Origin of the sequence: Altibacter sp. HG106, from assembly GCF_028561755.1 — a bacterium.
GTDB lineage: Bacteria > Bacteroidota > Bacteroidia > Flavobacteriales > Flavobacteriaceae > DFVG01.
On record NZ_JAQQTD010000007.1, the window covers coordinates 1 to 23,691 of the forward strand.

20 protein-coding genes are annotated in these 23,691 nt (G+C 44.5%); 8 read left to right on the forward strand and 12 right to left on the reverse strand.

The features are described 5' to 3' along the window. The 5 genes from PO830_RS12230 to PO830_RS12250 all read right to left on the reverse strand — a co-directional run. Positions 1–1,727, reverse strand: a 1,727-nt coding sequence (locus tag PO830_RS12230) for a DUF1028 domain-containing protein (RefSeq protein ID WP_272853867.1), incomplete at its 3' end; no start/stop codon positions are given. Between the two features lie 88 nt (positions 1,728–1,815). Continuing rightward, positions 1,816–2,673 (reverse strand): hypothetical protein, encoded by an 858-nt coding sequence (locus PO830_RS12235; RefSeq protein ID WP_272853868.1) that lies wholly within the window; start codon positions 2,671–2,673, stop codon positions 1,816–1,818. A gap of 39 nt (positions 2,674–2,712) precedes the next feature. Further along, a complete protein-coding gene (locus tag PO830_RS12240; RefSeq protein WP_272853869.1) occupies positions 2,713–4,077 on the reverse strand; it encodes a choice-of-anchor J domain-containing protein in 1,365 nt (454 codons plus the stop codon). Between the two features lie 68 nt (positions 4,078–4,145). Continuing rightward, complete coding sequence (locus PO830_RS12245; protein WP_272853870.1) at positions 4,146–4,889, reverse strand: hypothetical protein; 744 nt, start codon at positions 4,887–4,889, stop codon at positions 4,146–4,148. Between the two features lie 305 nt (positions 4,890–5,194). Then, positions 5,195–7,369: a hypothetical protein gene (locus PO830_RS12250; RefSeq protein ID WP_272853871.1), complete on the reverse strand. Its 2,175-nt coding sequence runs from the start codon at positions 7,367–7,369 to the stop codon at positions 5,195–5,197. 228 nt (positions 7,370–7,597) lie between these two features. On the opposite strand from PO830_RS12250, the gene PO830_RS12255 reads away from it, so the two are divergent. From PO830_RS12255 to hemL, 3 genes are read left to right on the forward strand one after another with little or no spacing between them, the layout of a single operon-like run. Beyond that, positions 7,598–8,533 carry a 1-aminocyclopropane-1-carboxylate deaminase/D-cysteine desulfhydrase gene (locus tag PO830_RS12255; RefSeq protein ID WP_272853872.1) on the forward strand — a complete coding sequence of 312 codons (936 nt, stop codon included), beginning with the start codon at positions 7,598–7,600 and terminating at the stop codon, positions 8,531–8,533. Then, complete coding sequence (locus tag PO830_RS12260; protein ID WP_272853873.1) at positions 8,533–9,381, forward strand: glucosaminidase domain-containing protein; 849 nt, start codon at positions 8,533–8,535, stop codon at positions 9,379–9,381. Before PO830_RS12255 ends, PO830_RS12260 begins: the two co-directional genes overlap by 1 nt. Before the next feature lie 5 nt (positions 9,382–9,386). Continuing rightward, positions 9,387–10,679: a glutamate-1-semialdehyde 2,1-aminomutase gene (gene hemL / locus PO830_RS12265; RefSeq protein ID WP_272853874.1), complete on the forward strand. Its 1,293-nt coding sequence runs from the start codon at positions 9,387–9,389 to the stop codon at positions 10,677–10,679. A gap of 49 nt (positions 10,680–10,728) precedes the next feature. Here the strand turns inward: hemL and PO830_RS12270 are convergent, their stop codons facing one another. Together PO830_RS12270 and PO830_RS12275 are read right to left on the reverse strand one after the other, a co-directional pair. After that, complete coding sequence (locus PO830_RS12270) at positions 10,729–11,055, reverse strand: hypothetical protein (RefSeq protein WP_272853875.1); 327 nt, start codon at positions 11,053–11,055, stop codon at positions 10,729–10,731. Positions 11,056–11,131: 76 nt separating this feature from the next. Next, a complete protein-coding gene (locus PO830_RS12275; RefSeq protein WP_272853876.1) occupies positions 11,132–11,569 on the reverse strand; it encodes a hypothetical protein in 438 nt (145 codons plus the stop codon). 163 nt (positions 11,570–11,732) lie between these two features. Between PO830_RS12275 and PO830_RS12280 the strand changes: the two genes are divergently transcribed. Further along, positions 11,733–13,040: a hypothetical protein gene (locus PO830_RS12280; protein WP_272853877.1), complete on the forward strand. Its 1,308-nt coding sequence runs from the start codon at positions 11,733–11,735 to the stop codon at positions 13,038–13,040. A gap of 83 nt (positions 13,041–13,123) precedes the next feature. Here PO830_RS12280 and PO830_RS12285 read toward each other — a convergent pair whose 3' ends face one another. Further along, positions 13,124–15,358, reverse strand: a complete 2,235-nt coding sequence (locus PO830_RS12285) for a TPR end-of-group domain-containing protein (protein WP_272853878.1) — start codon at positions 15,356–15,358, stop codon at positions 13,124–13,126. Between the two features lie 182 nt (positions 15,359–15,540). Here PO830_RS12285 and PO830_RS12290 point away from each other — a divergent pair, with 182 nt between their 5' ends. Beyond that, positions 15,541–16,716: a hypothetical protein gene (locus tag PO830_RS12290; RefSeq protein ID WP_272853879.1), complete on the forward strand. Its 1,176-nt coding sequence runs from the start codon at positions 15,541–15,543 to the stop codon at positions 16,714–16,716. A gap of 15 nt (positions 16,717–16,731) precedes the next feature. On the opposite strand, the gene PO830_RS12295 is transcribed toward PO830_RS12290, so the two are convergent. Continuing rightward, a complete protein-coding gene (locus PO830_RS12295) occupies positions 16,732–18,192 on the reverse strand; it encodes a hypothetical protein (RefSeq protein ID WP_272853880.1) in 1,461 nt (486 codons plus the stop codon). 149 nt (positions 18,193–18,341) lie between these two features. Here PO830_RS12295 and yiaA point away from each other — a divergent pair, with 149 nt between their 5' ends. Then, positions 18,342–18,818: an inner membrane protein YiaA gene (yiaA, locus tag PO830_RS12300; RefSeq protein ID WP_272853881.1), complete on the forward strand. Its 477-nt coding sequence runs from the start codon at positions 18,342–18,344 to the stop codon at positions 18,816–18,818. Positions 18,819–18,844: 26 nt separating this feature from the next. Here yiaA and lysS read toward each other — a convergent pair whose 3' ends face one another. The 3 genes from lysS to PO830_RS12315 all read right to left on the reverse strand — a co-directional run bounded on the left by lysS (position 18,845) and on the right by PO830_RS12315 (position 22,680). Further along, positions 18,845–20,539: a lysine--tRNA ligase gene (lysS, locus tag PO830_RS12305; protein ID WP_272853882.1), complete on the reverse strand. Its 1,695-nt coding sequence runs from the start codon at positions 20,537–20,539 to the stop codon at positions 18,845–18,847. Between the two features lie 75 nt (positions 20,540–20,614). Continuing rightward, on the reverse strand, positions 20,615–21,514 hold the full coding sequence (locus PO830_RS12310) for a TlpA family protein disulfide reductase (protein WP_272853883.1): 900 nt from the start codon (positions 21,512–21,514) through the stop codon (positions 20,615–20,617). A gap of 98 nt (positions 21,515–21,612) precedes the next feature. Further along, complete coding sequence (locus PO830_RS12315) at positions 21,613–22,680, reverse strand: helix-turn-helix transcriptional regulator (RefSeq protein WP_272853884.1); 1,068 nt, start codon at positions 22,678–22,680, stop codon at positions 21,613–21,615. 99 nt (positions 22,681–22,779) lie between these two features. Here PO830_RS12315 and PO830_RS12320 point away from each other — a divergent pair, with 99 nt between their 5' ends. Beyond that, complete coding sequence (locus PO830_RS12320) at positions 22,780–22,935, forward strand: YqaE/Pmp3 family membrane protein (RefSeq protein ID WP_084677456.1); 156 nt, start codon at positions 22,780–22,782, stop codon at positions 22,933–22,935. A 6-nt stretch (positions 22,936–22,941) separates the two neighbouring features. After that, complete coding sequence (locus tag PO830_RS12325; RefSeq protein ID WP_272853885.1) at positions 22,942–23,691, forward strand: hypothetical protein; 750 nt, start codon at positions 22,942–22,944, stop codon at positions 23,689–23,691.

Below are 23,691 nucleotides of genomic sequence, written 5' to 3' on the forward strand. Positions count from 1 at the left end.
AGTACTAAAAAGGCACTGTTGAACACATCGTTACGTGTTTCTGCGTCCATCGGACTTCCCATGACCATAAAGTCACGTTTTTGAAGGATCGGAGTAGAAACAGCAACATTGATTGTCCCATTATTGGTCACTGAGGCATCTTCTTCAACCTGAACCAGACTTCCTGTATGTTCTAATAACAAACTTCCATCAACGGTAATATCAGCGTTTACACGCACATAATCGTCTGCCGCAATCGTCAGCGTCTCTCCCGTATTCACCGTAAGGGTACACACATCAAGTATTCCATGGATATCTGTATCGTAGGTGCCGTCTATCACCACCGGATTGGTGCTATCTGGAGCCCCACTTGGAGACCAAGAGCTTCCATTCCATGTTTTAATAGGGCCAGTACAGGCGGCGATTTCAGTCGTAGTAATTTGGATATCATCAATAGCCATATCACTGGCAAAGCCATTCCCTAAAAGGGCATTTATTCTAATTTTAACGGTGCTCCCGGCATAAGCGGATAGATCGATGAATTCATCATTCACCCAACTAGCACCTTGATCGCCGGTTCTACTCCATAGTGTATTCCAGGAAGATCCACCGTCATCACTAGCTTGCACAGAAAGTGTTCCCATATTTGCTCCAAGCATATGATAATCAAAGGTCATAGAAACAGTGTGTCCGGAAGGAAATTCAAAACAGGGTGATCCAATCATTGCATTTCTAGGTGCTGTTCCTTGTCCATCAATATTGGAAGCTTCTACAAAGGTATATAGAGTGCCCTGATTGGCCCCAGTAGGTCCCGTACCATTGGACGGTGTCGAGTGACGGGTTCGAATCCAAGAACTGTTGGTGTTACAGGTAATAACTTCCTGCTCCCAAATGGTTTCTTCAAAGTCCATTGCATATGGGAATGTATTTACCGTTTGTCGGCAATGAGGTGTGTTTTCTCCAATGTCATACAGACATTGCAAGATATCAATAGGTTCAATATAATCTGCAACAGCAGCGGTAGTGTCGCCAATATCATATATAAGTCCCGGGCTTGTCTCACCGGGAGAAAGAACTTGCACAAATGCCGTTCTACCGCTATTTCCTCTGGATTGGCATCGGCTGTCTCCCCCAACACGCTTAGCCGCTTGAAGCGCAGCCATAAGCTTATCTCCTAAGGTGCCCTCTGTATTGTTGAAAATAGCTTCCATGTCATCTAATAAATCCTGTCCGTTGGCGGTGTCTAAAATGTTTCCTTGAATGGAATAGGTATATAAGGCGTTATCACCTTGTTGATCGTTTTTATAATCTCCATTGGAGGCACCTGAGAATCCGGCAGCTCCTGGATTATCCACACCAACGACTCCATATTGTCGGCTAGCGGAATTTCCGTCAGCCGCTACCGTTGCGTTAATGATCTGCTGTGGGGTGTCTCCGGCAAGCATTCTATTTCGCGCAATGGTTTGTGTTGAAGCATTATAGGCTGCCTGTGAGTGAATAGCTCCTACAATATTATCAGGGTTTGTGGTGCCATCGGTAATAAGGTCACTTAAAAAATCGATTCCGTTTGTATAGGAAACACAGCTACAGGCGGCTCCACCTACTTGACCGGTGGTTTTATCGTAGGCCACGATAGAAAAAGTATCTCCTTCACTGTCTCGCGAAGTATCTGGATTCGTACCTAAGTTTCCTTCAGCTTCTTCAGGATTTTGTTGACAAGCAGTCATTCCGAAGAAAAGAACGGCCATAAGTAAACTCGTAATTATTACGGGGGTTTTGAGTAATTTGTTGATCATTGTTGTGTAGGTATAAGATTATTTGAGGCGTATTTAAATGTTAGAGTTGTTGTAATAAGGTGATGGTTAAATAAGCATCTTGCGCATTGTCTGTTAAACCGTCGTTTCCGTTATAAGGACCCGAGCAGATACCAAAAAAGGCATAGCCAGTAGTGGGTCCACCGCACAAGCCAGATACGTTGAGACTATTCGGGTTGACATTTATCCAATCCCATAGGCGGGCTCTCACACGAATGTTGTAGCTAACACCTTCAGTTAGACTCACCTGATGTTGGATGGTGGTTTGACGTCCTAGCGCTTGAAAGGCATTGGTAGGTGCTCTCTTGGTGTTTGAGGATACATTGCTTTCCCCAACGGTTACACCATCTATTTCTAGCATGTAGGAGCCATGTACGGTACCTTCATAGGAAGTGTTCGACATGTTTGCGGCAGCGATGTACCCGCTCACATGAATTTCGTAGACGCCCGTGTAGGGTGCCACAAAATTCTGGTCTAGCCCCGGAATGGTATAGGTTGTAGTTGTATTTGCTGCTCTTTCTGTAGTTGTCTGCTCATATTGAACGGTAAACCCTTCATTGAACATTTTTTCCCATTGCGTTCCATTCCAAAAATAAAATCCTGGTGACACCTGATTTAAACCGCTTCCCATGGTAGCGGTATTATACACCCATAAGCCTTCTACGTTGGAAGGTGAAATTGTTGTCGCGTCATTTCTTGATTGTAAGGCGACTCTAGGTATCATGAGGCCTTGGTCGTCGCTATTAAGCTGAAGAATAGCGCCATCTTCGATGGTTTCGTAATCGCCGGTTGACGTTTCGCCAATGATCACCTGAGAAGATGCAGGCAGTGACATTGTCAATAATATAAGTGCGATTAAGCGTGAAGTAATATTTTTCATGATTATTATTTGAGAATTGGGGTGCAAATCGGTGTCTTGTTAGAATTGTCGAATTAGACTAATTGTCATGGTTCCTCGCTGCGCGTCGTTTACAGAGCTACTTCCTGAATAGCCACTGGTGTTCTTTCCAAAGGTGGCTGTACCCACATTGTTTGGAAGCCATTCTCTTCCGCGTACTGCAAATCGATAGGTCGTTCCTGCGGCCAGATTGATATTATAGATGATGCTCGCACTCTGCGCCAGGTTATTCACGGTAGTACTACCAAGTCGTTTGGAGGAAGAGGTGAGGTACGTTTCTTTCAATGTGGTAAAGGATGTCACCGCAGTATTGGTCAAACTAATATTGTCAATAGCAATATCTGCTTGCCAGGTAGAGCCGGTGGTCCTATTGAATCGTAATTGAATAGATCCTCCTATATAGGCAGACAAATCTACGCTCTGTGTGTTCCAAACGTTCCCTTGATTTCCGGTCTGTGACCATATAGGAGTCCAGGTTCCTCCGTCATCATCACTAACCTCTAGAAGGAAGGTTCCCATATCGGCAGCGCCATACATATGATAGTCGAATGTAAAGGTGGCGGCAGGCAAAGAGGTTAAATTGAAACAAGGAGACGTTAATATCGTCTGTCTATCTGGATAGTTGGGGGTCGATGCTTCGGTATATATATACCAGCTCCCATTGGAGGCTGCAGCGGGTCCGGTATTTCCACTTGGGGTCCCTCCCGCATCACGGGTCCAATCAAAAAAATCAGCCGCCGATTGTGTCCATAGGCCAAGTCCGCTTTCAAAACTCTCGTTGTAGGGATAGGTCGTAACACCTCCGGTGCAGTCGTCACCGCTTCCACCGCCACCGCCACCGGTACTGATGTCGGCCATGGCTAAACTTATGGATCCTTGAGTGGCGCCATCGCCAGTTGTACTTATCAGGTTCCCTGCGGAATAAAAAGCTTCCACTCTAATTTGGTAGGTTCCGCTGAAAGGAACGGTAAATTCTCCGGTATCGAGTCCGGGAAGAATCACATATTCTGTGCTGGTAGTACTTGCTAACACTTCAGCCGATTGCTCGTAGGTTAAATTATAGCCCTGTGTATAAAAGCGTTTCCATATCGAGCCATCGAAGTAATAGAAACCGGGTGTCACTTCATTTCCAACACTTCCTGCCGTCGCGGTATTGTAGACCAAGAGACCGGTAGTGGGCGATCCGCTGATCGTGGTATTATCGTTGGTTCCTGTAAGAGCTACCTTGGTCATTAAAAAACCCTTATTGGTACTTCGTATATCTAGAGCTGCCGAGGCATTTGGAGTGGTAGTATTCACCCCAACCTGAGCGGTGGCCACTGTAGCGCACAGTAGTAAAGAGATTTTGAAGGTTGAAAACCGATTCAATATTGTAAAAAGTTTCATAGTAAGATGCTTAATCCAGTTGATATGTAAATCGCTTCATTCATAGAAGAATAGGCAGATTACTGATTTTATTGTTGTTTTAACAAAGTCACGGTAATGGACCCTCGTTGGGCATTATTAACCCCACTGGCACCAGGATATCCGCTAGTGTCCTTACCGAAGGTACCCAGGCCAACATTATTGCGTGACCATTCTCTACCGGTTACGTTAAAACGATACGTGTCCAGAACATCGAGGTCTACAGTGTAAATAATCGTTGTATTTTGGGGTAAACTGTTCAAGGTAGTCGTCTGAATTCGTTTGGAAGTGGAAGTCACATACTTTTCTTTCACGCGCACCGGTAGGCCTAAAAGTCCCGTAGTCATATTTAAACTCACTGAAGCCTGGCCAACTCCTTCGGAAGTGGTGGAGGATAAGTTTCCACAGGCATAGGCAGTTTCAACTCTAATTTGATAGGTTCCGGAGTAAGGCACATTAATAAATCCCGTATCCAAACCAGCAATTTGGGTGTATACAAAAGATAACGCACTTGCAGTCGTTTGTGAGCTTTGATCAAATTTGATTCCATATCCCCGGTTATAGAAACGCGACCATTGGGTTCCATTCCAATAATAGAAACCCGGGGTAACTTGAACCGGAAGTGCCCCGGCTGTTACCGTGTTGTAAACCAGGAGTCCAACAGATGCAGCGGGGGTAATGGTAGTGACATCGTTGGTTCCTGAAAGCGCCACTTGAGGCGTTAATAGTCCTTTGTTGGAACCTGAAATATCAAGTAGGGCACCGCTTGCCGGAGAAGTCGTATTTATTCCCACTTGGGCGGTTGTTGTTACCACTGCAAATGAAGAAATAAATAGAAAATAGCGCCAACACCTTTTTCTTATGTAATAACTCATCATGGTCTGATACTTAATTAATTGGGGATACAATAGCATTTAAAAATCTTTGAAATGCATTAAAAAATCGATGAAATGCATTAAAAATTAATATATGTCAGTAAATACTTACGTAAAATGTAGGAATGTGGTTTTATTGTATCTAACTTTTCCTTGAATTCTTACATCAAAAAAAACCCGTGATTGGCATCACGGGTTTCAATAGTAAATAAGATTGGTAATGGTCAGCGGTTTGTATTTTCAAATAGTACCGTGTTGTTCTCCTGAATCCCGTCCTCGCGGTTGTTATTGGGAAGGATCGCTTCAGGGGCATTGGGAAATCGCAAATCGGTATACAGCGACCGTGCTTCGGAAGTTGTTCCTTCAGAATCTTTTCTGTTAGCCACAATATGCCAGGAAAATGGAACGCTACTCGTTCCGCCTTGTAATTCTGTAACAGTAAAGCCGCTTTGTGTTTTATTCGTTACGTAAACACCATTACAGTCTCCTTCGAGTTGAATAAAAACCTTTAAGGGATGTTGCTCACTCACTACAATATTGTTCGAAAGGATCGGATCGATTGTGACATTGGCGACGCCATTTTGAAGAGTTCCGGTTCCATAGTCTTCAAAAAGTACTTCGGGAGCCTCTGGGGCGAACATGATTTTTTTAGGATCTCCATTCGTGGCCCCATCAACAATAGTAGATACAGTGCCGTTTCCAATAATCTTATATTGAGTAGACCCGTAGCGAGCGCCTGCATAGGCATACGAGTAATTGCTGCTCGAGCCGCCACTGTAAAAGAATCCGCCGTAATACATAGAAGATCCTCCTACGTAGCTACTGTTCGTAAACCCGGCGAGCATAGCTCTTGGATCTCGGTTATCGGCATCGATAGCGCTTCCGGTATAGTTGGTTTGAAAGCGTGCGGCTTCCCGATCTCCCGAGGTTTTTTCCGTAAGAACATACAATCCCAGATCGGTAGCATTGCTATTGACCCCCACATTATAGTGAAGGCTTGAGGCAGAAGAAATTGAAGTTGTGCTTCCAGAAACGGCTCTTATCCCCATATTTTGTCGGGTAGTTCCTATGGCATCACTCACGGCCAACACACCATTGGCACCATTAGCACCCGTACCCCAGCCAATTATGCCTCCTATTAGGAAAGAGCTTCCGGTAAAGGCTGTGGTTCCGTAGACTCCGTGATTATTAGCAGAGGTGCCAAAAACCCCAAAGCCTGTTCCCGTATCAGAACCATAAAGTGCTACTCCCGTACCATTGGTTTCAGAAATAACTCCATACGGTTGAGCGGGGTTATTCACACGAAGAGCAGCATTGTTATAAGGATTGCTTCCTATGCCTACGGTACCAGCATCTGCAATCTGCATACGCTGTACATCATTGGTTCGAAAGCTCAGAGACGTATTATCGGTGGTACCTAAAAAATTGGTGCTGCTATTGGTACCAGCATTTCCCAGAAGTGACCAGTCCCGGCCTCCAGTTCCTCCCATGGCAATCCATTCCCCATCATCCCAATAGTAGAATCCTGGAAGTACTTCGGTGCTTCCGCTACTAGCGGATGCTGTATTGAATACCAATAATCCTGATGTAGGTGCCACAACCGGCGCAGCCACATCGGTAGCGGTAAGTGCTACACGATTGATCAGTAGTCCTCTGTTGATATCTGCCAATTCCAATTGTGCGCTTCCATTGGGCGAATTAGTACCCATTCCCACGTTATCACTGCTACCATCTACGAATAGGGCATTTTCTTGGTTGTCGGTTTCCACCCGTAAATTAATATCATCTCCAATAGGATTAAAGGTCCATTCCAATTCTGATCCACCGGAATTGTTGGCATTGGCGTTGAAGAAATCATAGCCTTCAATAGACATGTTCATTTGATTGGCTCCAGGTTTCCAGAATCCCATGGTACGCTCCGAATCCCAGGAGTAGAAGGGGCGTATCCGCGTCCCGTTTCCCATGGCTAGTACCTGAAAGTCGTTGGCGACTCGAAATCGCTGCGTATCATTGGTACGAAAGGTAAGCGCTTCATTGTCGGTAGTACCCACAAAATTGATGTCGGCATCAGTACCATCGTTTCCAAGGAGTTCCCAATCGTCCCCGGAAAGTGAGCGCCATTGTGTTCCGTCCCAATAAAAATAACCGGGTCCGGTCGTGGTATTGGTGTTATACACCAACAAGCTTTCTGTTGAGCTACCCACGATAGGGGCAATGGTACCTAAATTTAAAATGTTCACTCGGGGTACCAAAATAGCCTTATCACTACTTGTGATATCTAAAATGGTTCCGGAGTCAGGCGTTGTGGTGCCTATTCCTACTTGCGAATAAAGCTGGGTCGCAAATAGCAGGGATACTACAACGCAGGGGCAAGTAATAGAGCGTAGTAGTTGTTTCATAAGATTTGGGTTTTTGGTTTTTTGTCATAACACAATTCTAATAATAATAACGACAAAACGCAAAAAACATAGATGAAATACACTAAATATTAACAGAAAAGCTAACAAATTGCCAAAATTAGAATTTATTCCATGCTATTTTAGCAATTTCCCAGATGATATTCTCACAGTGTATCTTACTACTTGATAATCAAATACGTAGTATTTGCGTAGTTTTGAAGCATGAGGATGTCGCCATTTTCTTTTGAACCGACCTACGATGTCGTCGTTGATGAAATTAAAGCTGAGTTCTTGACCGAAAAGGGAGTTAGCTTGCATCTTTTACGTGAGGATACGCTTCATCCTGAGATTTCCGGAAACAAATTTCGAAAATTGAAGTACAACGTAGCAGAAGCACTCAACAAGAAAAGTTCCGGATTGTTAACGTTTGGCGGAGCTTATTCCAACCATATTGCCGCTGCGGCCGCGGTCGGAAAAAGGATGAATCTACCTACCATAGGAATCATTCGAGGGGATGAGCTAGAAAATTCGTTTCTAGAGAATCCGACGCTTCGCTTTGCACACGAACAAGGAATGCAATTAGAATTTTGGAGCCGGAATGCGTTCCGAAGAAAAGACAGTACCGAATCCATTGAAGGATGGAAGCAACAGTGGGGTGATGTGTACATCCTTCCCGAAGGCGGCACCAACGCCCTTGCCGTGAAAGGCTGTGCCGAAATTATTAAGAAGCCTCATCACCAGTATACGCATATCGCAGTTTCTGTTGGAACTGGTGGCACCCTGGCGGGAATTGCAACCACCGCAAAACCCCATCAGCAGCTGCTTGGCTTCTCTGTCCTAAAAGGCACCTTTCAGGCAGAAGTGATTGAAAAATATGCCCCTTCGAAGAATGTTATACTTACCGATGACTATTGTTTTGGTGGCTATGCCAAGGTAACCCCCTCCCTTATATCTTTTATAAATACCTTTCGGCTACAAAATAATATTCAGCTCGATCCCGTTTACACAGGAAAGATGATGTGGGGACTTTTTGACTGGGTTAAAAATGGGAAGTTCCCTAAAAATAGCCGTATTTTAGCCGTTCATACAGGTGGCTTGCAAGGCATCGCCGGTATGAATCAGCAATTGAAACGAAAAAATAAGCCGCAAATTCTAACTTCATAATGCGTTACCTACTTGTATTGCTTCTCTGTGTCACCTTTTCCGTTGTAGGATGTAAAGCGAAGAAAAAAACGACCTATAAAAAACGAACCACGACAGAACGGGTCAGCAAACGGCCTAAAAAAGAGGAGGTAGTTATCCAGAACACCACTACCGAGAGAGAAGGCAGCACCGTGGTGATAAAACCCGATGCCAATGCCTCGTATGCCGAGATCGTTGCGGCGTACATCGCGAGTTACAGTGAGATTGCCCAGGATGAAATGCTTCAGTACGGCATTCCCGCGAGTATCACACTGGCTCAAGGTATTTTGGAAAGTGGCGCTGGCCGTGGCGAGCTCACCGGAAAGGCCAATAACCACTTCGGAATAAAATGCCATAAAGGTTGGACAGGGGGAAGGGTGTATCACGATGATGATGAAAAAGGCGAGTGCTTCCGAAAATATAAAGATCCTAAATATTCGTTTCGAGATCATTCTTTGTTTCTAACGCAACGCAGTCGCTATCAAGATCTCTTCACACTGAAAAAAACAGATTATAAAGGCTGGGCCCGAGGCTTGAAAAAAGCGGGCTATGCCACGGATCCCAAATATCCCAACAAGCTCATCAGCATCATCGAGCGCTACGATCTTACCCGTTTCGATAAGGAGGTGTTAGGAGGTTCGTACGATTCCGAAGAAAACCAACAAGGGGAAACCATTGAAACCTATACCATCCGCAAAGGGGATACTCTTTACAGTATTTCTCGTCGATTCAATATGACCGTGGATACGTTAAAAGAGTATAACGGCCTCACAAGCAATACCATTTCTGTAGGACAAGTGTTATATTTGCGTCCAATTAAAAATCAATAATTTTTATGTTGTACCAACGCAGTAGCGCCTTATTTGCAGCCGCGAAAAAGGTAATACCCGGTGGGGTTAATTCGCCTGTACGTGCTTTTACTGCAGTAGGTGGTGATCCTATCTTTGTTGAAAAAGCCAAAGGCGCATACCTCTATGATGCCGACGGAAATCAATTGATAGATTATATCAACTCTTGGGGTCCTATGATTTTAGGACATGCACACCCTGACGTGCTCGAAGCCGTTATCTCCTACGCCAAAAAAGGAACATCCTTCGGAATGCCCACCGAATTGGAAACGAAGATCGCTTCTCTAGCGGTCGAGATGGTGCCAAATATTGACAAAATTCGCTTTGTCAATAGCGGTACCGAAGCGTGTATGAGCGCGGTTCGTCTCGCAAGAGGGTATACCGGACGCGAAAAGATCATCAAATTTGCAGGATGTTATCACGGCCATAGTGATTCCTTTCTGATTCAGGCGGGAAGTGGTGCCGTTACCTTTGGAACCCCTAACAGTCCCGGGGTTACCCAAGGAACAGCCCAAGACACCCTGTTGGCGCGCTATAACGATATCGACCACGTTACGACTATCGTGGAGGCTAATAAAGACGCCGTTGCCTGTATTATCGTAGAACCGGTAGCGGGAAATATGGGATGCATTCCCCCAAAGGAGGGATTTTTAGAAGGACTCAGAGCGCTCTGTGATGCCCATGATATTTTGCTGATTTTTGATGAGGTGATGACCGGCTTCCGATTGGCGCCCGGCGGAGTTCAAGAGCTTTTGAATGTGCGTGCCGATATCGTTACCTTCGGAAAAGTTATCGGCGGTGGATTGCCCGTGGGAGCCTTTGCTGCCAAGGCCGAAATCATGGGGCACCTTGCTCCTGAAGGCCCCGTGTATCAGGCTGGAACGCTAAGCGGAAACCCCTTGGCTATGGCCGCGGGATTTGCCATGTTAACAGCACTAAACAATGAAAGGGAGGTGTTTTCCTCGCTGTCACAAAAAACGGAATATCTACACAAAGGCATGGCGAAGGTGTTGGATGCGACATCGCGACCCTATACCATTAACCGAATCGGCTCGATGATTTCTGTTCATTTTTCGGAAACTCCTGTAACCGACTTCGAAACGGCGGCGAAGGCAGCCACAGGTGACGCGTTCAAAACCTTCTTTCACGGGATGCTGAAAGAGGGGATATACATCGCTCCCAGTGCCTTTGAAACCTGGTTTCTCTGTGATGCCTTAACCTATGACGATCTCGATGCTACCATAGTTGCATGCGAGAAGGTGTCGAAAACACTAGCATAAAAAAACCCCTCAACGTTTGAGGGGTCTATTTTTATTTGTAAAATACGAACTAATTTCTGCTTTCCATCCAAGCGGTATATTGAGTGCTTGTGAGCGTCTTTTTCATTGCCGCATGTAACTTCGCATCATTTTCTTTTACCGCTGCCTTGTAGGCACTGGTAGATTCATCCATTCCCTGAATTTCTTTTCTGAAAGCTACTTCATGGCTTACGAGTGCACGGAAAAGAGTGCGTTCCTGATCTCCTGAAAGATCTAGTTTCGCATCTAATTGCGCTAATTTGTTCTTGGCTGCTTCCTCAGGGCGAAGTTGATTCTGGGCATCAACCGTCTGAATTGATAAGAAAACTACCGTAAGTAATAACATAAATCGTTTCATGGCCGTCCTATTTAGGGGTCTAATGTAATACATAGCGTCTTACAATAGACAACAATTAAGCCAAAATGATTAAATCTTAACGTTTTTTATGACCTTTACGATGTTTTTTCATGCGATGTTTCCGTTTTTTACCCTCTTCCCATTTTTGAAACTGGGCTTCCGTCAATATGGATTTCATTTCTTTTTTGTAGGCAATCTGTTGGTCTAATCGATTCTTTTTCAGCTCAAACAGCGCCTCTGAACTAAGTTCACCCTGTTGTTTTCGCGCCGCTTTTTGTGATTGTCTTTCGGTAGCCTTGGTAGTTTCCAATGCTAACAGCTGCGATTGTTGCGCACTGTTGAGATCCAACGCCAATGTCATTTTTTTGACGTGCAACGCTGCCTTTTGTTCAGGGGTGAATTCCTTCATTTTCTGTCGCATCTCTTTTCGCATAGAAGCGCGATCTTCTTTTTTCTCCTGGGCCCGTACTGCGACTATAGTGAAGAGTAGAAGTACGGTAACTAACTTTTTCATTACTACTATTTTTTAAAGATTACACCTCTTGGACTTCCTTCGGAAGAAAAAGTTTAATCGCCCTGCGACTGCTTCCCTCATTCAGAGTGCGGGTTGCCTCATTCTTGCTTTCATGCCTATTTGCGACACGCTATTTTCGGAGCGAACTTTAAAATGAAATAAGATGAAAGCAAAATGGATATTACTAGTACTTCCCCTAGCTGTGGGCACTTGGGTATTATCAGATGTGTTAGAAAAAACGCCATCTCCCGAAACCAAACGCACCTTACTGGCAGAACGGGGTTGTGTTTTTATGACGACCATGGGATCGCAGTCCTCTACAAATTATGCCAAGTACAAAACCAACGAGAACATCCTATTGAGCGTTCGTGATGGCTTGAGTTGGCTAGCAGCGGCGCAACTTCCCAATGGCGGTTATGGGGCCGGAAGCCACAATGCGCAACACGTTCGAGATCCACATGCAGTACCTGCCGATCCAGCAACTACGGCCATGGTGGCACAGGCGCTACTGCGCAGCGGCAACACCTTCGAAAAAGGTACTTATGCTCTTCAATTGAAACGTGCCGTGCTCTTTTTGCTCGAAACGATTGAAAGTAGCGAGGCAAATGAATCGTTTATTACTGAGGTACGCGGTACGCAAATTCAACGAAAGTTGGGAGAGAACATTGACGCCGTACTCACTGCGCAATTGCTTTCAAATGTGTTAGATCGAAATTTAAAAGGCATTGACAAAAAGCGAATTACTCGCGGATTGGATGTTTGTATTGATAAAATTGAATCGGGAACGGATGCTTCCGGAAAACAAATGGGTGCCGGATGGGCTGGAGTGCTGCAAAGCGGATTAGCCACTAGTGCTCTGGAAAGTGCCAAGGCCGTGGGAGTTCAGGTGGATGAAGCGGTGATGGATCGCAGTCGGAAGTACCAGGAAGGAAACTACAACAAAGATACGGGTGCCGTGAGCACCGAAGATGGCGCGGGAATCATGTTGTACGCGGTGAGCGGTAGTGTACGCGGAAGCGCTGCCAAAGCTCGGAAGGCCAAAAAGGCGATCGAGCGGGCAAAACGAAACGGTATCCTTTCCGAAGATGCCGAAGTGAATGCCATGAACTTAAAGAAAGCGGGTTTTGCTGAAAGTGATGCGATGGGCTATGCTACCTCCTATGAAGTGTACGAATCTGCCAAACAAAAGGCGCAGGAGGATGAGGTGATGAATGGCTTCGGAAATAATGGAGGCGAAGAATTCCTGAGCTTTCTTCAAACGGGAGAGTCGCTTTTGGTGAACGAGGACGATCAGTGGAAGCAGTGGTATGACGATATGAGTGGTCGAATTCTTAAAATTCAAAATGACGACGGAAGCTGGAACGGGCATCATTGTATTACCAGTCCGGTATTTTGCACGGCTACTAGTTTGTTGCTGCTCACGGTTGAAAACGACATTGACTTTTTGAAAAAAGTAGGCGCAAACGATTAGTTTTTTGGTTGGTTAACACCATTCGGTTGTTTCGGAAAGGAACCCAGGGGCGTGCATCAGCAATCCCACACCGGATGGTGTTCTTATTGATATTTGGCCAGTACTTCTTGAAATTTCGGATCGTTACGATACGCGTCCCAATCGCTGTCCTTCTCGACAAAGGCCACGGTTTCCTCTTTCCGTTCTAAGGACTTCTCAAGCATCTCAAATGCTTTCTCCCGATCGTCGGTTTGGGCGTACAAACAAGCCAAATTATACGACGGACCGCCCATCGCATTCGCTGCTTCCAAAGAAGCTTTTCCTTTTTGGATAAAGACTGCTTTTTCGGAATCTGAATCGAGATACCCCGATTTGTACAAATACGCGACCCCTAAGTTTTCAAGTATATTATCATTGTCTGGGTCGAGTTGTTTGGCACGTTCAAAATGGGTAATTCCTTGGTCCAGCATGGCTTCCTCCTTGATTTGTTGTGAGTGTTCGGTAAGAACATATCCCAGTCCGTTAATCGCATAGACCGAATTGTTTTCCAACGTGAGCGCCTTTTCAAACGACTCTTTTGCAGCATCAAAATCGGCCAAGGTTCCAAAGGCCTTTCCTCGCTCAAACAAAATGTTGCCAACTCCATTGTGCGCGCTTACGTATTTGGGGTCTAGCGCAAGGGCTTGTTGGTACATGGCTAATGGGTCATCAAACGATTCGAAAGTTTCAAAGGGTTTGTTTTGCTCGAATAGAATGTTTCCTAGAATAACGTAGGACACGGCATCATCTTGATTTATTTGTAACGCTTGGGTGACCTTCTCATGTGCTTGTTGGAGATGATACGTATCCCGTTCGAGGATATATATTCCATAAAGGCTAAGTCCCCAATTGGCGTATACCAAATTGTTTTGAGGGTTAATCTGTTGGGCTCTTTCATATTTTTCAATACTACGCTCATAGATGGCAGTGTTTTTTTCAAGAAAGCCTTTTTGATACAAGGCTACGCCCCAACTATTGAAAAACAGATCTTCTTCCGGATGGTATTGAGAGGCGATTTCAAAGTGTTTCAAGCTTTCCTCTAGGAGGGCTGGGTTGGCATCCTGTTGTAACCAGATTTCGTATTTTTTGTAGGCCCATTCCGAATGCAAGGTCTTCTTCAGGTTTTTATAAGTTTCCGAAGTTTTATCGGGAAAGTCTTCAAGAATGGCGTGCGCCTCTTCATAGTGTTGACGAGTAATTAAATCAATGACTTCCTGATTGTAACTCTTCTCGGCAATTTCTTGTTGCGACAACGATGTTTGCACGTGCCCGGTTCTGCTTTCTTGTTCGTAGCGGTGAACCGCGTCATTAATGAGCTTCCGGCTGTTTTCGAATCGATCTTTGGTGTATTTATATAATTCGGTGTTGATCTTGGTGTTGTTCAAGGTGCTTTCTTTCTTCGGAACATCGATATCCTTTATGTTTTCCGTTAGGTCCATGAGGAACGAAAACGGCTTATGAAAGATTTTTGGCGTTTCAAGTTCCAGTTCGCTGTGGAGTTTCAGAAAAAAAGAATCGGCGTCATACCCTTTGATGTTAAAAGCACCCTTGTTGTTGTTTTCAAAAAGTGTTTGATGCACGCGCTCGCTAGGATCGTTGTTGAGGTAGCTTACCCAGAACAATTCGTTATCGAAGCGACCCAGATCGCCTATCACATTCAATATTGGGTCGTCGCCACTATACCCCAGAATGATCCAGGGCCGATCAACACTTATTTTGCTGAGGATATTGGAAGCGCTTTTAACAACCCGATTCATTTCATCGTCGGTATTCAGAAGCCAGAGTCCGTGTTGCTGTCCATGTAAATAGGTCACAGAGCCGGTGGGCAGCGAACCGGTAGTAATATCGTTGAGAATAGCGATGTCGTACGTAGGGGGAATAAAATTATAGAGGGCGGAGGCGCGCAGTAACAGGTCGTCAAAATTTACGGTCAACACATAATCCACATATTTATGTTTTAAGAGTTGCGCCAGGTAAATATGCGCCACGTTTACTTTCGCTTCTTTAATATAAGTACGAAGTAAGGTGTTTCGGTCTTTGGCATTCAAACATTTTAAGACATTCGCATAGGTTTGTTGATGTTTGCTAAGGCGCTTGATTTCGGGTTTATCACAGTACAACTCTAATGCTTTTTGCATAATGGTATGGGCCGAAGGAATTCCGGCAGAAACCGAGGCACCCGCGCCCAAAAACACGATGGGTTTGGGTTGTCCATCGGCATGGGCTTTCTTCATCAAATAGACCAAGCTTTCAATGTCTTTGGTTCGAAACTCCAAAGGAGGATTGCTGTTCAGATCCATAGCTAAAATTTAAAAACCGAGGGGAAAGGCGTACTAAGATAAGCAAATGTTTGATATTCAATTGCTTTTAGAGGTGGTGCTAGCAGTACTTCCCTTGAAATACACGAATATGTATCTACATGGTCACTCCTATAGACGCAAAAGTTAGTTTAAAAATGGTATTTTCACCAAAAAATATAGCTATGCTTCGAGCGTTTTCTATTGGTGTTGTCCTATTTTTTATTCTTTCTTGTGGTTCCGATGACTCCGTGACTTCAGAAGCCTCTGACGATATCTCGGCTTCAGATGATACTGGCGATTCTTATACAGATTCAATAGACTTCGATATTACGTTGTTAGCTGAAAACGAAACGGAGGAGTTCTTGCTTCAGCAAATTCAGGGCGGAGCAATGTTTTCCGAAGTGATGAATGTATCGCAATCCAGCGGGGCGAAAGGCGGGATCTACCATTATAATCGTACCGATAACAGGCTCTCTTTTTCGGTACTCAATTTTTTTGAACCCACCGTGCTTCAATTCGACTTGGCATCCAGAGACTTTACCGAGTACCAAGGATTTTTCAATATTCCCACCGAGGGCAGTCGCTATGCTTTCGGAAGCGGTCAAAAGATTATTACGTTCTTTAATGATCCAACCGTAGATGAAAAGTATCTATTTGAAGTGTATGACATTCCCTCTGGAATGAGTTCTGGCAGTATTGAGTTGGCACCTTGGCAATTTGTCAATCCGTTTAATCGGGAATATAATTTTATGAAGAATAATTATATGGCCTTGTTTCTCGATGATGGGTCCTCTGGAGTTAATAAACGAATCATCAATCTAAATGATCCTGAGAATATTCATACCATTGAGTTGCCAGAAGCATCGGGTTCTGAAGCAATTTTGCAAGACCGATATTATCTGTTTCAAGGAGATTCGTATTTGGTGTATGATCTTACGGAAGGATCGTGGGAAGCTCCGGTTTCGGGCGGCGATCCCATTGAAGGACATCGCATCCGCCACAATGCATATCAAGTAGGGGCTGAGATGGCATACCTAGAAGCAGCGTTACCGCCTACTTTTTACCGATATTCTCCCACTATTTATAATTTCGACACAAAGTCAAAGCGTAAATTTCGGCCCGATGCGCTCACGGAGGCGCTGGAAGCAGGATACGGGCATTCAGCAACTCGTATCAATACGCAGTACCTCAGTCTTGAGAAGGAGGTTATCATTTACGCTTATGAATACAGGCTTTTTGATGATAGTGGCGACACCTATGAAGATCGGTATGCCGTCGCTTTTATGAACTATAATGATGAAATCATTGCAAGGCTCGATGTTCCTAATGAAGTCCTTGATATTTTTATTACACGATAAGTACGGTGGTAAGTATTAAAGAGTAGCATCCCCTCGAAGTACCTCTAAGGTGGTCTGATATATGGGTTGCTGGAGCGTTTTCGACTTCAGCCAGGCGTAAAAGCTCATAGCAAAGAGATCTTCTTCCTCCAGACTGCGCCACTCGAATGAGGTCTCTATTTTCTGTAGAAATTCTTCGGAAGTCGCTACAGATGGAGTATCGTACCACTGTTCGGCCAGGGAAAGAAACACCAGGGCTCTCGATTCTCCCATTCGCTGTAAGGTAGTTCGATACTTTCTACGGAAACTTTTAAGTCGAGAAGCCAGCGGATCCAATAAGTCCTTTTCCATGAGTAATAATATTTCCATGAGTTCTTTCTGAAGTACCCAGGCGTTCCCAAAAGTTTTCAAATAATAGGCGGGCGAACGATCCAACTGAAGCAGTTTTCGGTACGCGGCATCAAAATGCTCCTGCTGAAAAGATACCAGTACCTGAATCAATATAGCTTCGGGGGCAGTTTTATCAAGTTTAGCGAGGGTTGTCACCGCCTTCTCCAGGTCGCCGCTGTAGAGGAAATTGAGCGTTCGATACCGTTGAAGTTGTTGCTTCAGGTTTTGGCTGCCGGGAAACAACTTAGAATTCAATGCTTCTTCCAATTGTGACAGTACCGCTAAGGAGGTTTCAAACGTCTTATTTCGAAAATGTGAAATAGCTACCAAGAGGAGAATTCGACTGTAATAATAACGATGTTTTGTAGTGGACTCATTTTTGCCTTGTACTGCGGAAAATAACCTAGTAATCCACAAATGCGCTTCCTTAAAATGTCGGGTTTGCTCCCCCACGCGATACACTTGTTTTAGCACCATGAAGTAGCCTTTATAGGTAATGGTTTCGTCAAACTGCAACTGTGAATCGGTTTGAAGCCACGAAAAAGGAGCTGTTTGTGGTGCTTCCGAAGCCATGCCTACTTGGGCGCATAAGATGTTTATTTGGTGTTCTTGCTGAAGTGCCCGCACGTATTTGTGGTAGGTAGTTATGGAGTTGCTACGGGTCTCCGAGGGGTAATGATGTAAGTGTTGCACTTTGGTATGGTAGATTTCACAGAGCAGCGCATAGGCATCCAGCATTTCTGCCTCCTGTTCGGCCTTCCGAAGTGTTTTCATCGCTAGCGAAAACAAACGTTGTTCAAAAAAGACTCGAGCCGCTAACAACCCCCGTAGGATATGCATTTCTTCACTGCTTTCTTCCTCGAAGTTCTGGATCGCGATAAATTCTATCAGACTATCTTTTAATCGCTTGGTCAGTGCATATAAGCTATTTTTGGCTGGTTTCCCGTAGATCGCAGTATCTAAATGGGTGTAGTTCTTCTTGCAAAGCAAGCGAAAAAGTGCTGTGTTCTTGGTGTCGCTTCGCTGATTACGCGCCTGCTGAAATTGAATAAATCGCTGCCGTTCTCGATCGCTAAGAAGGTCGATAATATCAATAAGATCATCCATTGAATCGTTAGATTGTAATGATAAATATACTGTAAATAGTGAATTTTAATTCAAAACTACTGATTGAATCATAAGAATATTGTAAAAGTTGATTTGTCAGGATGGCGCATTCCCGGCATCTTTGGGTTCTAATCATAACATCATGTGATATGGAAACTATTGAAAACAACACTACCAACACGGTAAAAAATAATGCGAAGGAGCAGATTCCTTTTCATTGCCGACCAACCCCTGCCTTTATTTCGGCTTCCTGGACGGCCTTATTTATTGGAATGATCTCTTTCTGTGTCGGACTCTGGAACTCGAACATGTGGTTGAACGAAAAGGGATATTACTTTACCATTTTAATGTTTGGCCTCTTTTCGGTCGTGTCGGTTCAGAAGAGTGTGCGGGATAAACTAGAAGGGATTCCGGTAACCGAAGTGTACTACGGGATCAGTTGGTTTACCACCATTGTTTCGATTTTATTGTTGGTCATCGGACTCTGGAACGCCGATCTCGAATTGAGCGAAAAAGGATTTTACGGAATCACATTTATTTTAAGCTTGTTTTCGGCCGTAGCAGTACAAAAAAATACCCGCGATATTCATTTTCTGGACCGGCAGAAGGAATCTAAGACCCCATAAGAAAAAAGCCGCATCCGCGGCTTTTTTTAATGTAGCTCAACAAAGAGGCCTTCGTCTGTTTTCTCGACCTTGGCCAATTTGTGTTTGGTGAGGGTCTTAATAGACTTATCCCACTTCTTATTGCTGAGTCCGCTCTGTTCTTTTAGGTCTGAAAGCGGAATTCGCTCTGCTTTTTTCAGAAGTTCGAAAACTGTTTTTTCCTCTTCCTTTAGATCAACTTGCACACGGCGCTCCGGCTTCATTTGTGGGAAAAACAATACTTCTTGAATAGACGCATTGTTGGTCAAAAACATCACCAGTCGGTCCATTCCAATCCCCATGCCACTGGTTGGCGGCATGCCGTATTCCAAAGCGCGTAAAAAGTCATAATCAATAAATTGCGTTGCTTCGTCATCGCCGCGATCGGCTAATTTAAGTTGTGCTTCAAAGCGCTCTCGCTGATCAACCGGATCATTCAACTCGCTGTACGCGTTTGCTATTTCTTTTCCGCAGACCATCAATTCAAAACGCTCGGTAAGCTCGGGATTCTCTCTATGCTCCTTGCACAAGGGGCTCATTTCCTTGGGATAGTCTGTAATGAATGTAGGCTGAATAAAATGGGGCTCGCATTTCTCACCAAAGATTTCATCGATAAGCTTGCCTTTTCCCATGCTGTCAACTACCTCGATATCCATGGCTAAAGCAGCTTCGCGAATGTCAGCTTCCGATTTGCCTAAAATATCGAAATCGGTATATTTTTTTATCGCTTCGGCCATGGTTACTCGTGGATACGGCGCTTTAAAATCGACCGTATGGGCTCCGAAGGTCACCTGGGAAGTACCATTTACCTGCGTGGCACAATATTCCAATAATTGTTCGCAGAATTCCATCATCCAATGGTAGTCTTTATAGGCCACATAGATTTCCATGGCCGTAAATTCGGGATTGTGCGTACGGTCCATTCCCTCGTTCCTGAAATTTTTACTGAACTCATACACGCCGTCAAAACCACCTACAATAAGACGTTTGAGGTACAATTCGTTGGCAATACGCATGTACAGCGGAATGTCTAAACTGTTGTGGTGCGTCACGAAGGGACGTGCGGCGGCACCACCCGGAAGCGGTTGCAGAACAGGTGTTTCTACTTCAAAATAACCACGTTCATTAAAGAAGGTACGCATCGCGTTGAACAACTTGGTACGCTTTAAGAATACTTCCTTGACATGTGGATTCACAACCAGATCCGCGTACCGTTGCCGATATCGAAGTTCGGGATCGTTAAAGGCATCGTGCTCTTTACCCTCACTGTCTGTTTTTGGCAAGGGTAGCGGTCGTAAGGCTTTTGAAAGCAGGGTGAAGTCATTTACCATGACGGTTTTTTCCCCTACTTGTGTGGTGAACAAGGTCCCTTCAATACCGATGAAATCACCAATATCGAGGAGCTTTTTGTAAATATCGTTGTATTTTTCCTTGTCGTCTCCCGGACAAATTTCATCTCGATTAAAATACACTTGAATGCGTCCTTCCGAATCCTGTAGTTCCGCAAACGAAGCTTTTCCCTGAATTCGTCTCGACATCAAACGACCGGCCATCACCACTTTCTTTCCTTCCTCGAATTTCGATTTGGCGTCTGAGGTTAGCGTGTCTACCGGAAACAAATCGGCCGGGTAAGGGTTAATCCCTTTTTGCTGTAATTGTTTGCGTTTTTCTCTACGTACTTGTTCTTGTTCAGAAAGTTGCATGCCTTGTAATTTAAAGGCACAAAATTAGCCTATTTGGAGCGTATTCTTCCTAAAAGTTTCTAAAAAATAACCCTCTTAATCGGCTTTGGCTCCCTTTAATACAGCGATGGTTTCCTGTAGGTTTTTATCATCCGGGTGAAGGTCTAAAGCTTTTTCGTAAGCGGCAATCCCGGCTTCCCTCTTACCGACAGCTTGCAGCTTGTTACCAAGATTTACAAAGGTGTAGTATTCTTCGGGAAAGACGAGTGTTGCGAGCGTCGCTACCGCTACGGCCGCTTCTGGTTCTTCGGCCGCGAGCAAGACACTGGAGTAGGTTAGCATTCCGCGTAGGTCTTGAGCACGCTCTTTGAGGGCTGCGATTACGTAAGGTTGTGGTTCATGTAAAGATGCCGCACCTTGATTTTTCAGTTGCTGTATTATAAAAGTGACTTCAGGGTACTTAGGTTCATACGTTTCTGAAGTAATGATGGCTAGCAGGTCTGCTTCCAAAGAGGTTTTTGGAGACTCCACAATTCTTCCTATTTCTCGATGATTTTTATACACCACAAATGTTGGGACTCGATGAATGCCCAGGCCTTCTTCTTCGCCACCCGGACTCTGTTTGTACTGAGATCGGTCATTATCGAGCGCAATAAGTTGTAACCGGTCTAAGGGGAATGCTGCTGCTTCCAATACCTTGTAGAAACGAGGGATTTCGCGTTGGCTGTCGCCACACCAGGTTCCCATAAAGGCGGTGATGGTATATTCTGAAAGTTGGGTTTGAAGCGAGGCAACAATGCTCGCGTCGGGTTGGTACGCTTCCCATTCGGAACTGAACCACGCTGCAAAGGGTTCAGAAGAAAGGGCCTCCTTGTTGATGGAACCTACTAGTTTTAGGGAAGCATCGTCCTGAGTAATGCGCTGGTTAAAAGACTGAGCCGAAAGCGAAACTGTAAGGAAACAGCACAGAAACGTGCAAAATATGGAATGTAACATATGGAAAGAGTTTTTAAAAGTTCCTTCCAAAAGTGTGCTTCTCAGGTTGTATCTGAAAGAAAATCGGGGTTGAAAAAAGTACTAGACCCCCGTTTGATTTAGGTCTGAAACCGTTGCTTTACCTCCGACCGATTGCGCACCCCCAACTTTTTATAGAGATTGTTAATGTGCGTCTTTACCGTGCTCACGCTTACGAAAATTTCACCGGCAATCTCCTTATTGGTCTTATTGTTGAGTATGAGTTGCAATACTTTTTCTTCTTGGTCGGAAAGGCGTTCTCTGGCCTGCTGTTGCGAGAGACGTTGCGTGTTTTTCCTTCGGAAGAGATAGGCGTTACCAAGGATGGAGAGTAGGCATACTCCGCCTAACAAATAAACCCACCACGGTAGCGATGTGGTGATATCGGCTTCTGAGATCAGAAAGCGATCGCTTCTTAGTTCTGCCTCAAATTGCTTGGTATAGGGCGCTTCCGGGTAAGCGGTTTGAAGTCGCTCTAATAGTTGATCGTAGTATTCATTGTTCCGAAGATCGGTTAAATAATAGGAGTGCAGCATGCTTTTTCGGTCGCTAATGAACGAGTAGATATAAAGCTCTGCCAGGGGCTCGTTTAATTGTGCCCCGTATTCCTGAAGAATCCCAAACCACTTCTGAGTATTCACTTTGCGATTAGCTTCACTGCGGTACTCCATAAAGGCATACCGCATATCGTTTTTCAGCGAATCGATTTTTAGAAAGGTGCCGGCACTTCGATCGCGGGTAACGATCTTGCAGAACATTTCCTGCTCAAACCCAAAGGGGAGCTCCAGAGTGGTTGTGTTGTTGGCAACGAAGAGTATTTCTTCACTATTGGGGCAATGTCCGGTGATATGAGCTACATTTTGATCGGTATCTTCACAGATATCGGCATGAATGCGATAAATCTTGTTTTCCGAAGGAAGATTGGTTCCGGCAAACATAAAATACCCCTGGCTATCGGGTCGGGTTTTGGCAATAATCTGTTCGTGGTACACTCCGGAAAGCTTGCGGTAATCCTCTACCAACGACAAGTATACCGTGCCCTCCTCAAAGGCAGGACCCACCTTGCCTTCAAAAAGGTATTGCGCGTTGAGTGGAGGCGAACAAATCGCACTCAAGAGAAAAATAGCTATGGGTAGTCCGCGTATCATTTCGACCAAGATACTAACATTGCGCCTGTCCTACAATGCTTGTAACAATTCTATTTTTCAACGACCCATAGCTTGATTATTAATCGTAATTTTGTAAGTATGAGTATTTGGCGGGTGTTACTGTCCATTTTATTTCCGCCTCTGGCGGTTATTGACAAAGGGTGTGGTTCGATCCTGATTGTTTTAATTTTAACCATTTGTGGTTGGATACCCGGTGTGATTGCGGCCTTAATTATTCTGAATAACCCAAAATAACGAATGATGATTAAAAAAGTACTACTACTCGGAATGCTTGCCATATCCTTGGTGAGTTGTCAGTTTACGGAAACAATGGTGCTCAACGAAGACGGGAGTGGAAGGATGACCGTGCAAATGGATCTTAGTGAGATGATGGCTTTTACGCAGGAGTTTCAGAAAGATTCTACGCTTACGAAGCAAGACACCATTATTCCTTTTAAAGCTCTTTTTGAAGAAAAGAAAGACAGTATCGCAAAGCTTTCAGCAGCCCAACAAGCGCGACTCAAGAAAATGGAGAACTACAGCGCTCATTTAGTAACCGACCCTGAGGAGGGTACTATGATTCTTGATATTTTCGTTGATTTTGCTTCCGTGAGCGAAGCTAATAATTTGATGAACGGATTCAGTCAGGCAGAAGGCCTCGTCCCCAAGTCGGGTACCAATATGAGCGAAGATGCTTCCGAAGAAAACGAAGAAGAACCGGAGGTTCTGGGAGTGAAGTATGCTTTTAAAAATGGCGTGTTCAAAAGGGACGCGTTTATTAAAGACAAGGCAGCTCACAAAAAACAGATTGATAGCTTGCAATCGGCCAAGGCGTTTATGGAAGATATTTCGTACACCTTAAAATATACCTTTCCGAAGGCTATAAAGCAAAGTTCTGCAGAAGACGCCATGTATTCTTTAGACCGAAAAACCGTACAGATCACACGGAAATTTATCGATTACATGACCAATCCGGATGTACTGGATTTAGAAGTAGTTTTAGAACAATAG

What these genes read in the sequence shown, in the direction of transcription:
- PO830_RS12235 (WP_272853868.1), bottom strand. Translation starts at nt 2,673, where the DNA reads ATGAAAAATATTACTTCACGCTTAATCGCACTTATATTATTGACAATG.
- PO830_RS12240 (WP_272853869.1), bottom strand. Translation starts at nt 4,077, where the DNA reads ATGAAACTTTTTACAATATTGAATCGGTTTTCAACCTTCAAAATCTCT.
- PO830_RS12250 (WP_272853871.1), bottom strand. Translation starts at nt 7,369, where the DNA reads ATGAAACAACTACTACGCTCTATTACTTGCCCCTGCGTTGTAGTATCC.
- PO830_RS12255 (WP_272853872.1), top strand. Translation starts at nt 7,598, where the DNA reads ATGTCGCCATTTTCTTTTGAACCGACCTACGATGTCGTCGTTGATGAA.
- PO830_RS12260 (WP_272853873.1), top strand. Translation starts at nt 8,533, where the DNA reads ATGCGTTACCTACTTGTATTGCTTCTCTGTGTCACCTTTTCCGTTGTA.
- hemL (WP_272853874.1), top strand. Translation starts at nt 9,387, where the DNA reads ATGTTGTACCAACGCAGTAGCGCCTTATTTGCAGCCGCGAAAAAGGTA.
- PO830_RS12270 (WP_272853875.1), bottom strand. Translation starts at nt 11,055, where the DNA reads ATGAAACGATTTATGTTATTACTTACGGTAGTTTTCTTATCAATTCAG.
- PO830_RS12275 (WP_272853876.1), bottom strand. Translation starts at nt 11,569, where the DNA reads ATGAAAAAGTTAGTTACCGTACTTCTACTCTTCACTATAGTCGCAGTA.
- PO830_RS12280 (WP_272853877.1), top strand. Translation starts at nt 11,733, where the DNA reads ATGAAAGCAAAATGGATATTACTAGTACTTCCCCTAGCTGTGGGCACT.
- PO830_RS12285 (WP_272853878.1), bottom strand. Translation starts at nt 15,358, where the DNA reads ATGGATCTGAACAGCAATCCTCCTTTGGAGTTTCGAACCAAAGACATT.
- PO830_RS12290 (WP_272853879.1), top strand. Translation starts at nt 15,541, where the DNA reads ATGCTTCGAGCGTTTTCTATTGGTGTTGTCCTATTTTTTATTCTTTCT.
- PO830_RS12295 (WP_272853880.1), bottom strand. Translation starts at nt 18,192, where the DNA reads ATGGATGATCTTATTGATATTATCGACCTTCTTAGCGATCGAGAACGG.
- yiaA (WP_272853881.1), top strand. Translation starts at nt 18,342, where the DNA reads ATGGAAACTATTGAAAACAACACTACCAACACGGTAAAAAATAATGCG.
- lysS (WP_272853882.1), bottom strand. Translation starts at nt 20,539, where the DNA reads ATGCAACTTTCTGAACAAGAACAAGTACGTAGAGAAAAACGCAAACAA.
- PO830_RS12310 (WP_272853883.1), bottom strand. Translation starts at nt 21,514, where the DNA reads ATGTTACATTCCATATTTTGCACGTTTCTGTGCTGTTTCCTTACAGTT.
- PO830_RS12315 (WP_272853884.1), bottom strand. Translation starts at nt 22,680, where the DNA reads ATGATACGCGGACTACCCATAGCTATTTTTCTCTTGAGTGCGATTTGT.
- PO830_RS12320 (WP_084677456.1), top strand. Translation starts at nt 22,780, where the DNA reads ATGAGTATTTGGCGGGTGTTACTGTCCATTTTATTTCCGCCTCTGGCG.
- PO830_RS12325 (WP_272853885.1), top strand. Translation starts at nt 22,942, where the DNA reads ATGATTAAAAAAGTACTACTACTCGGAATGCTTGCCATATCCTTGGTG.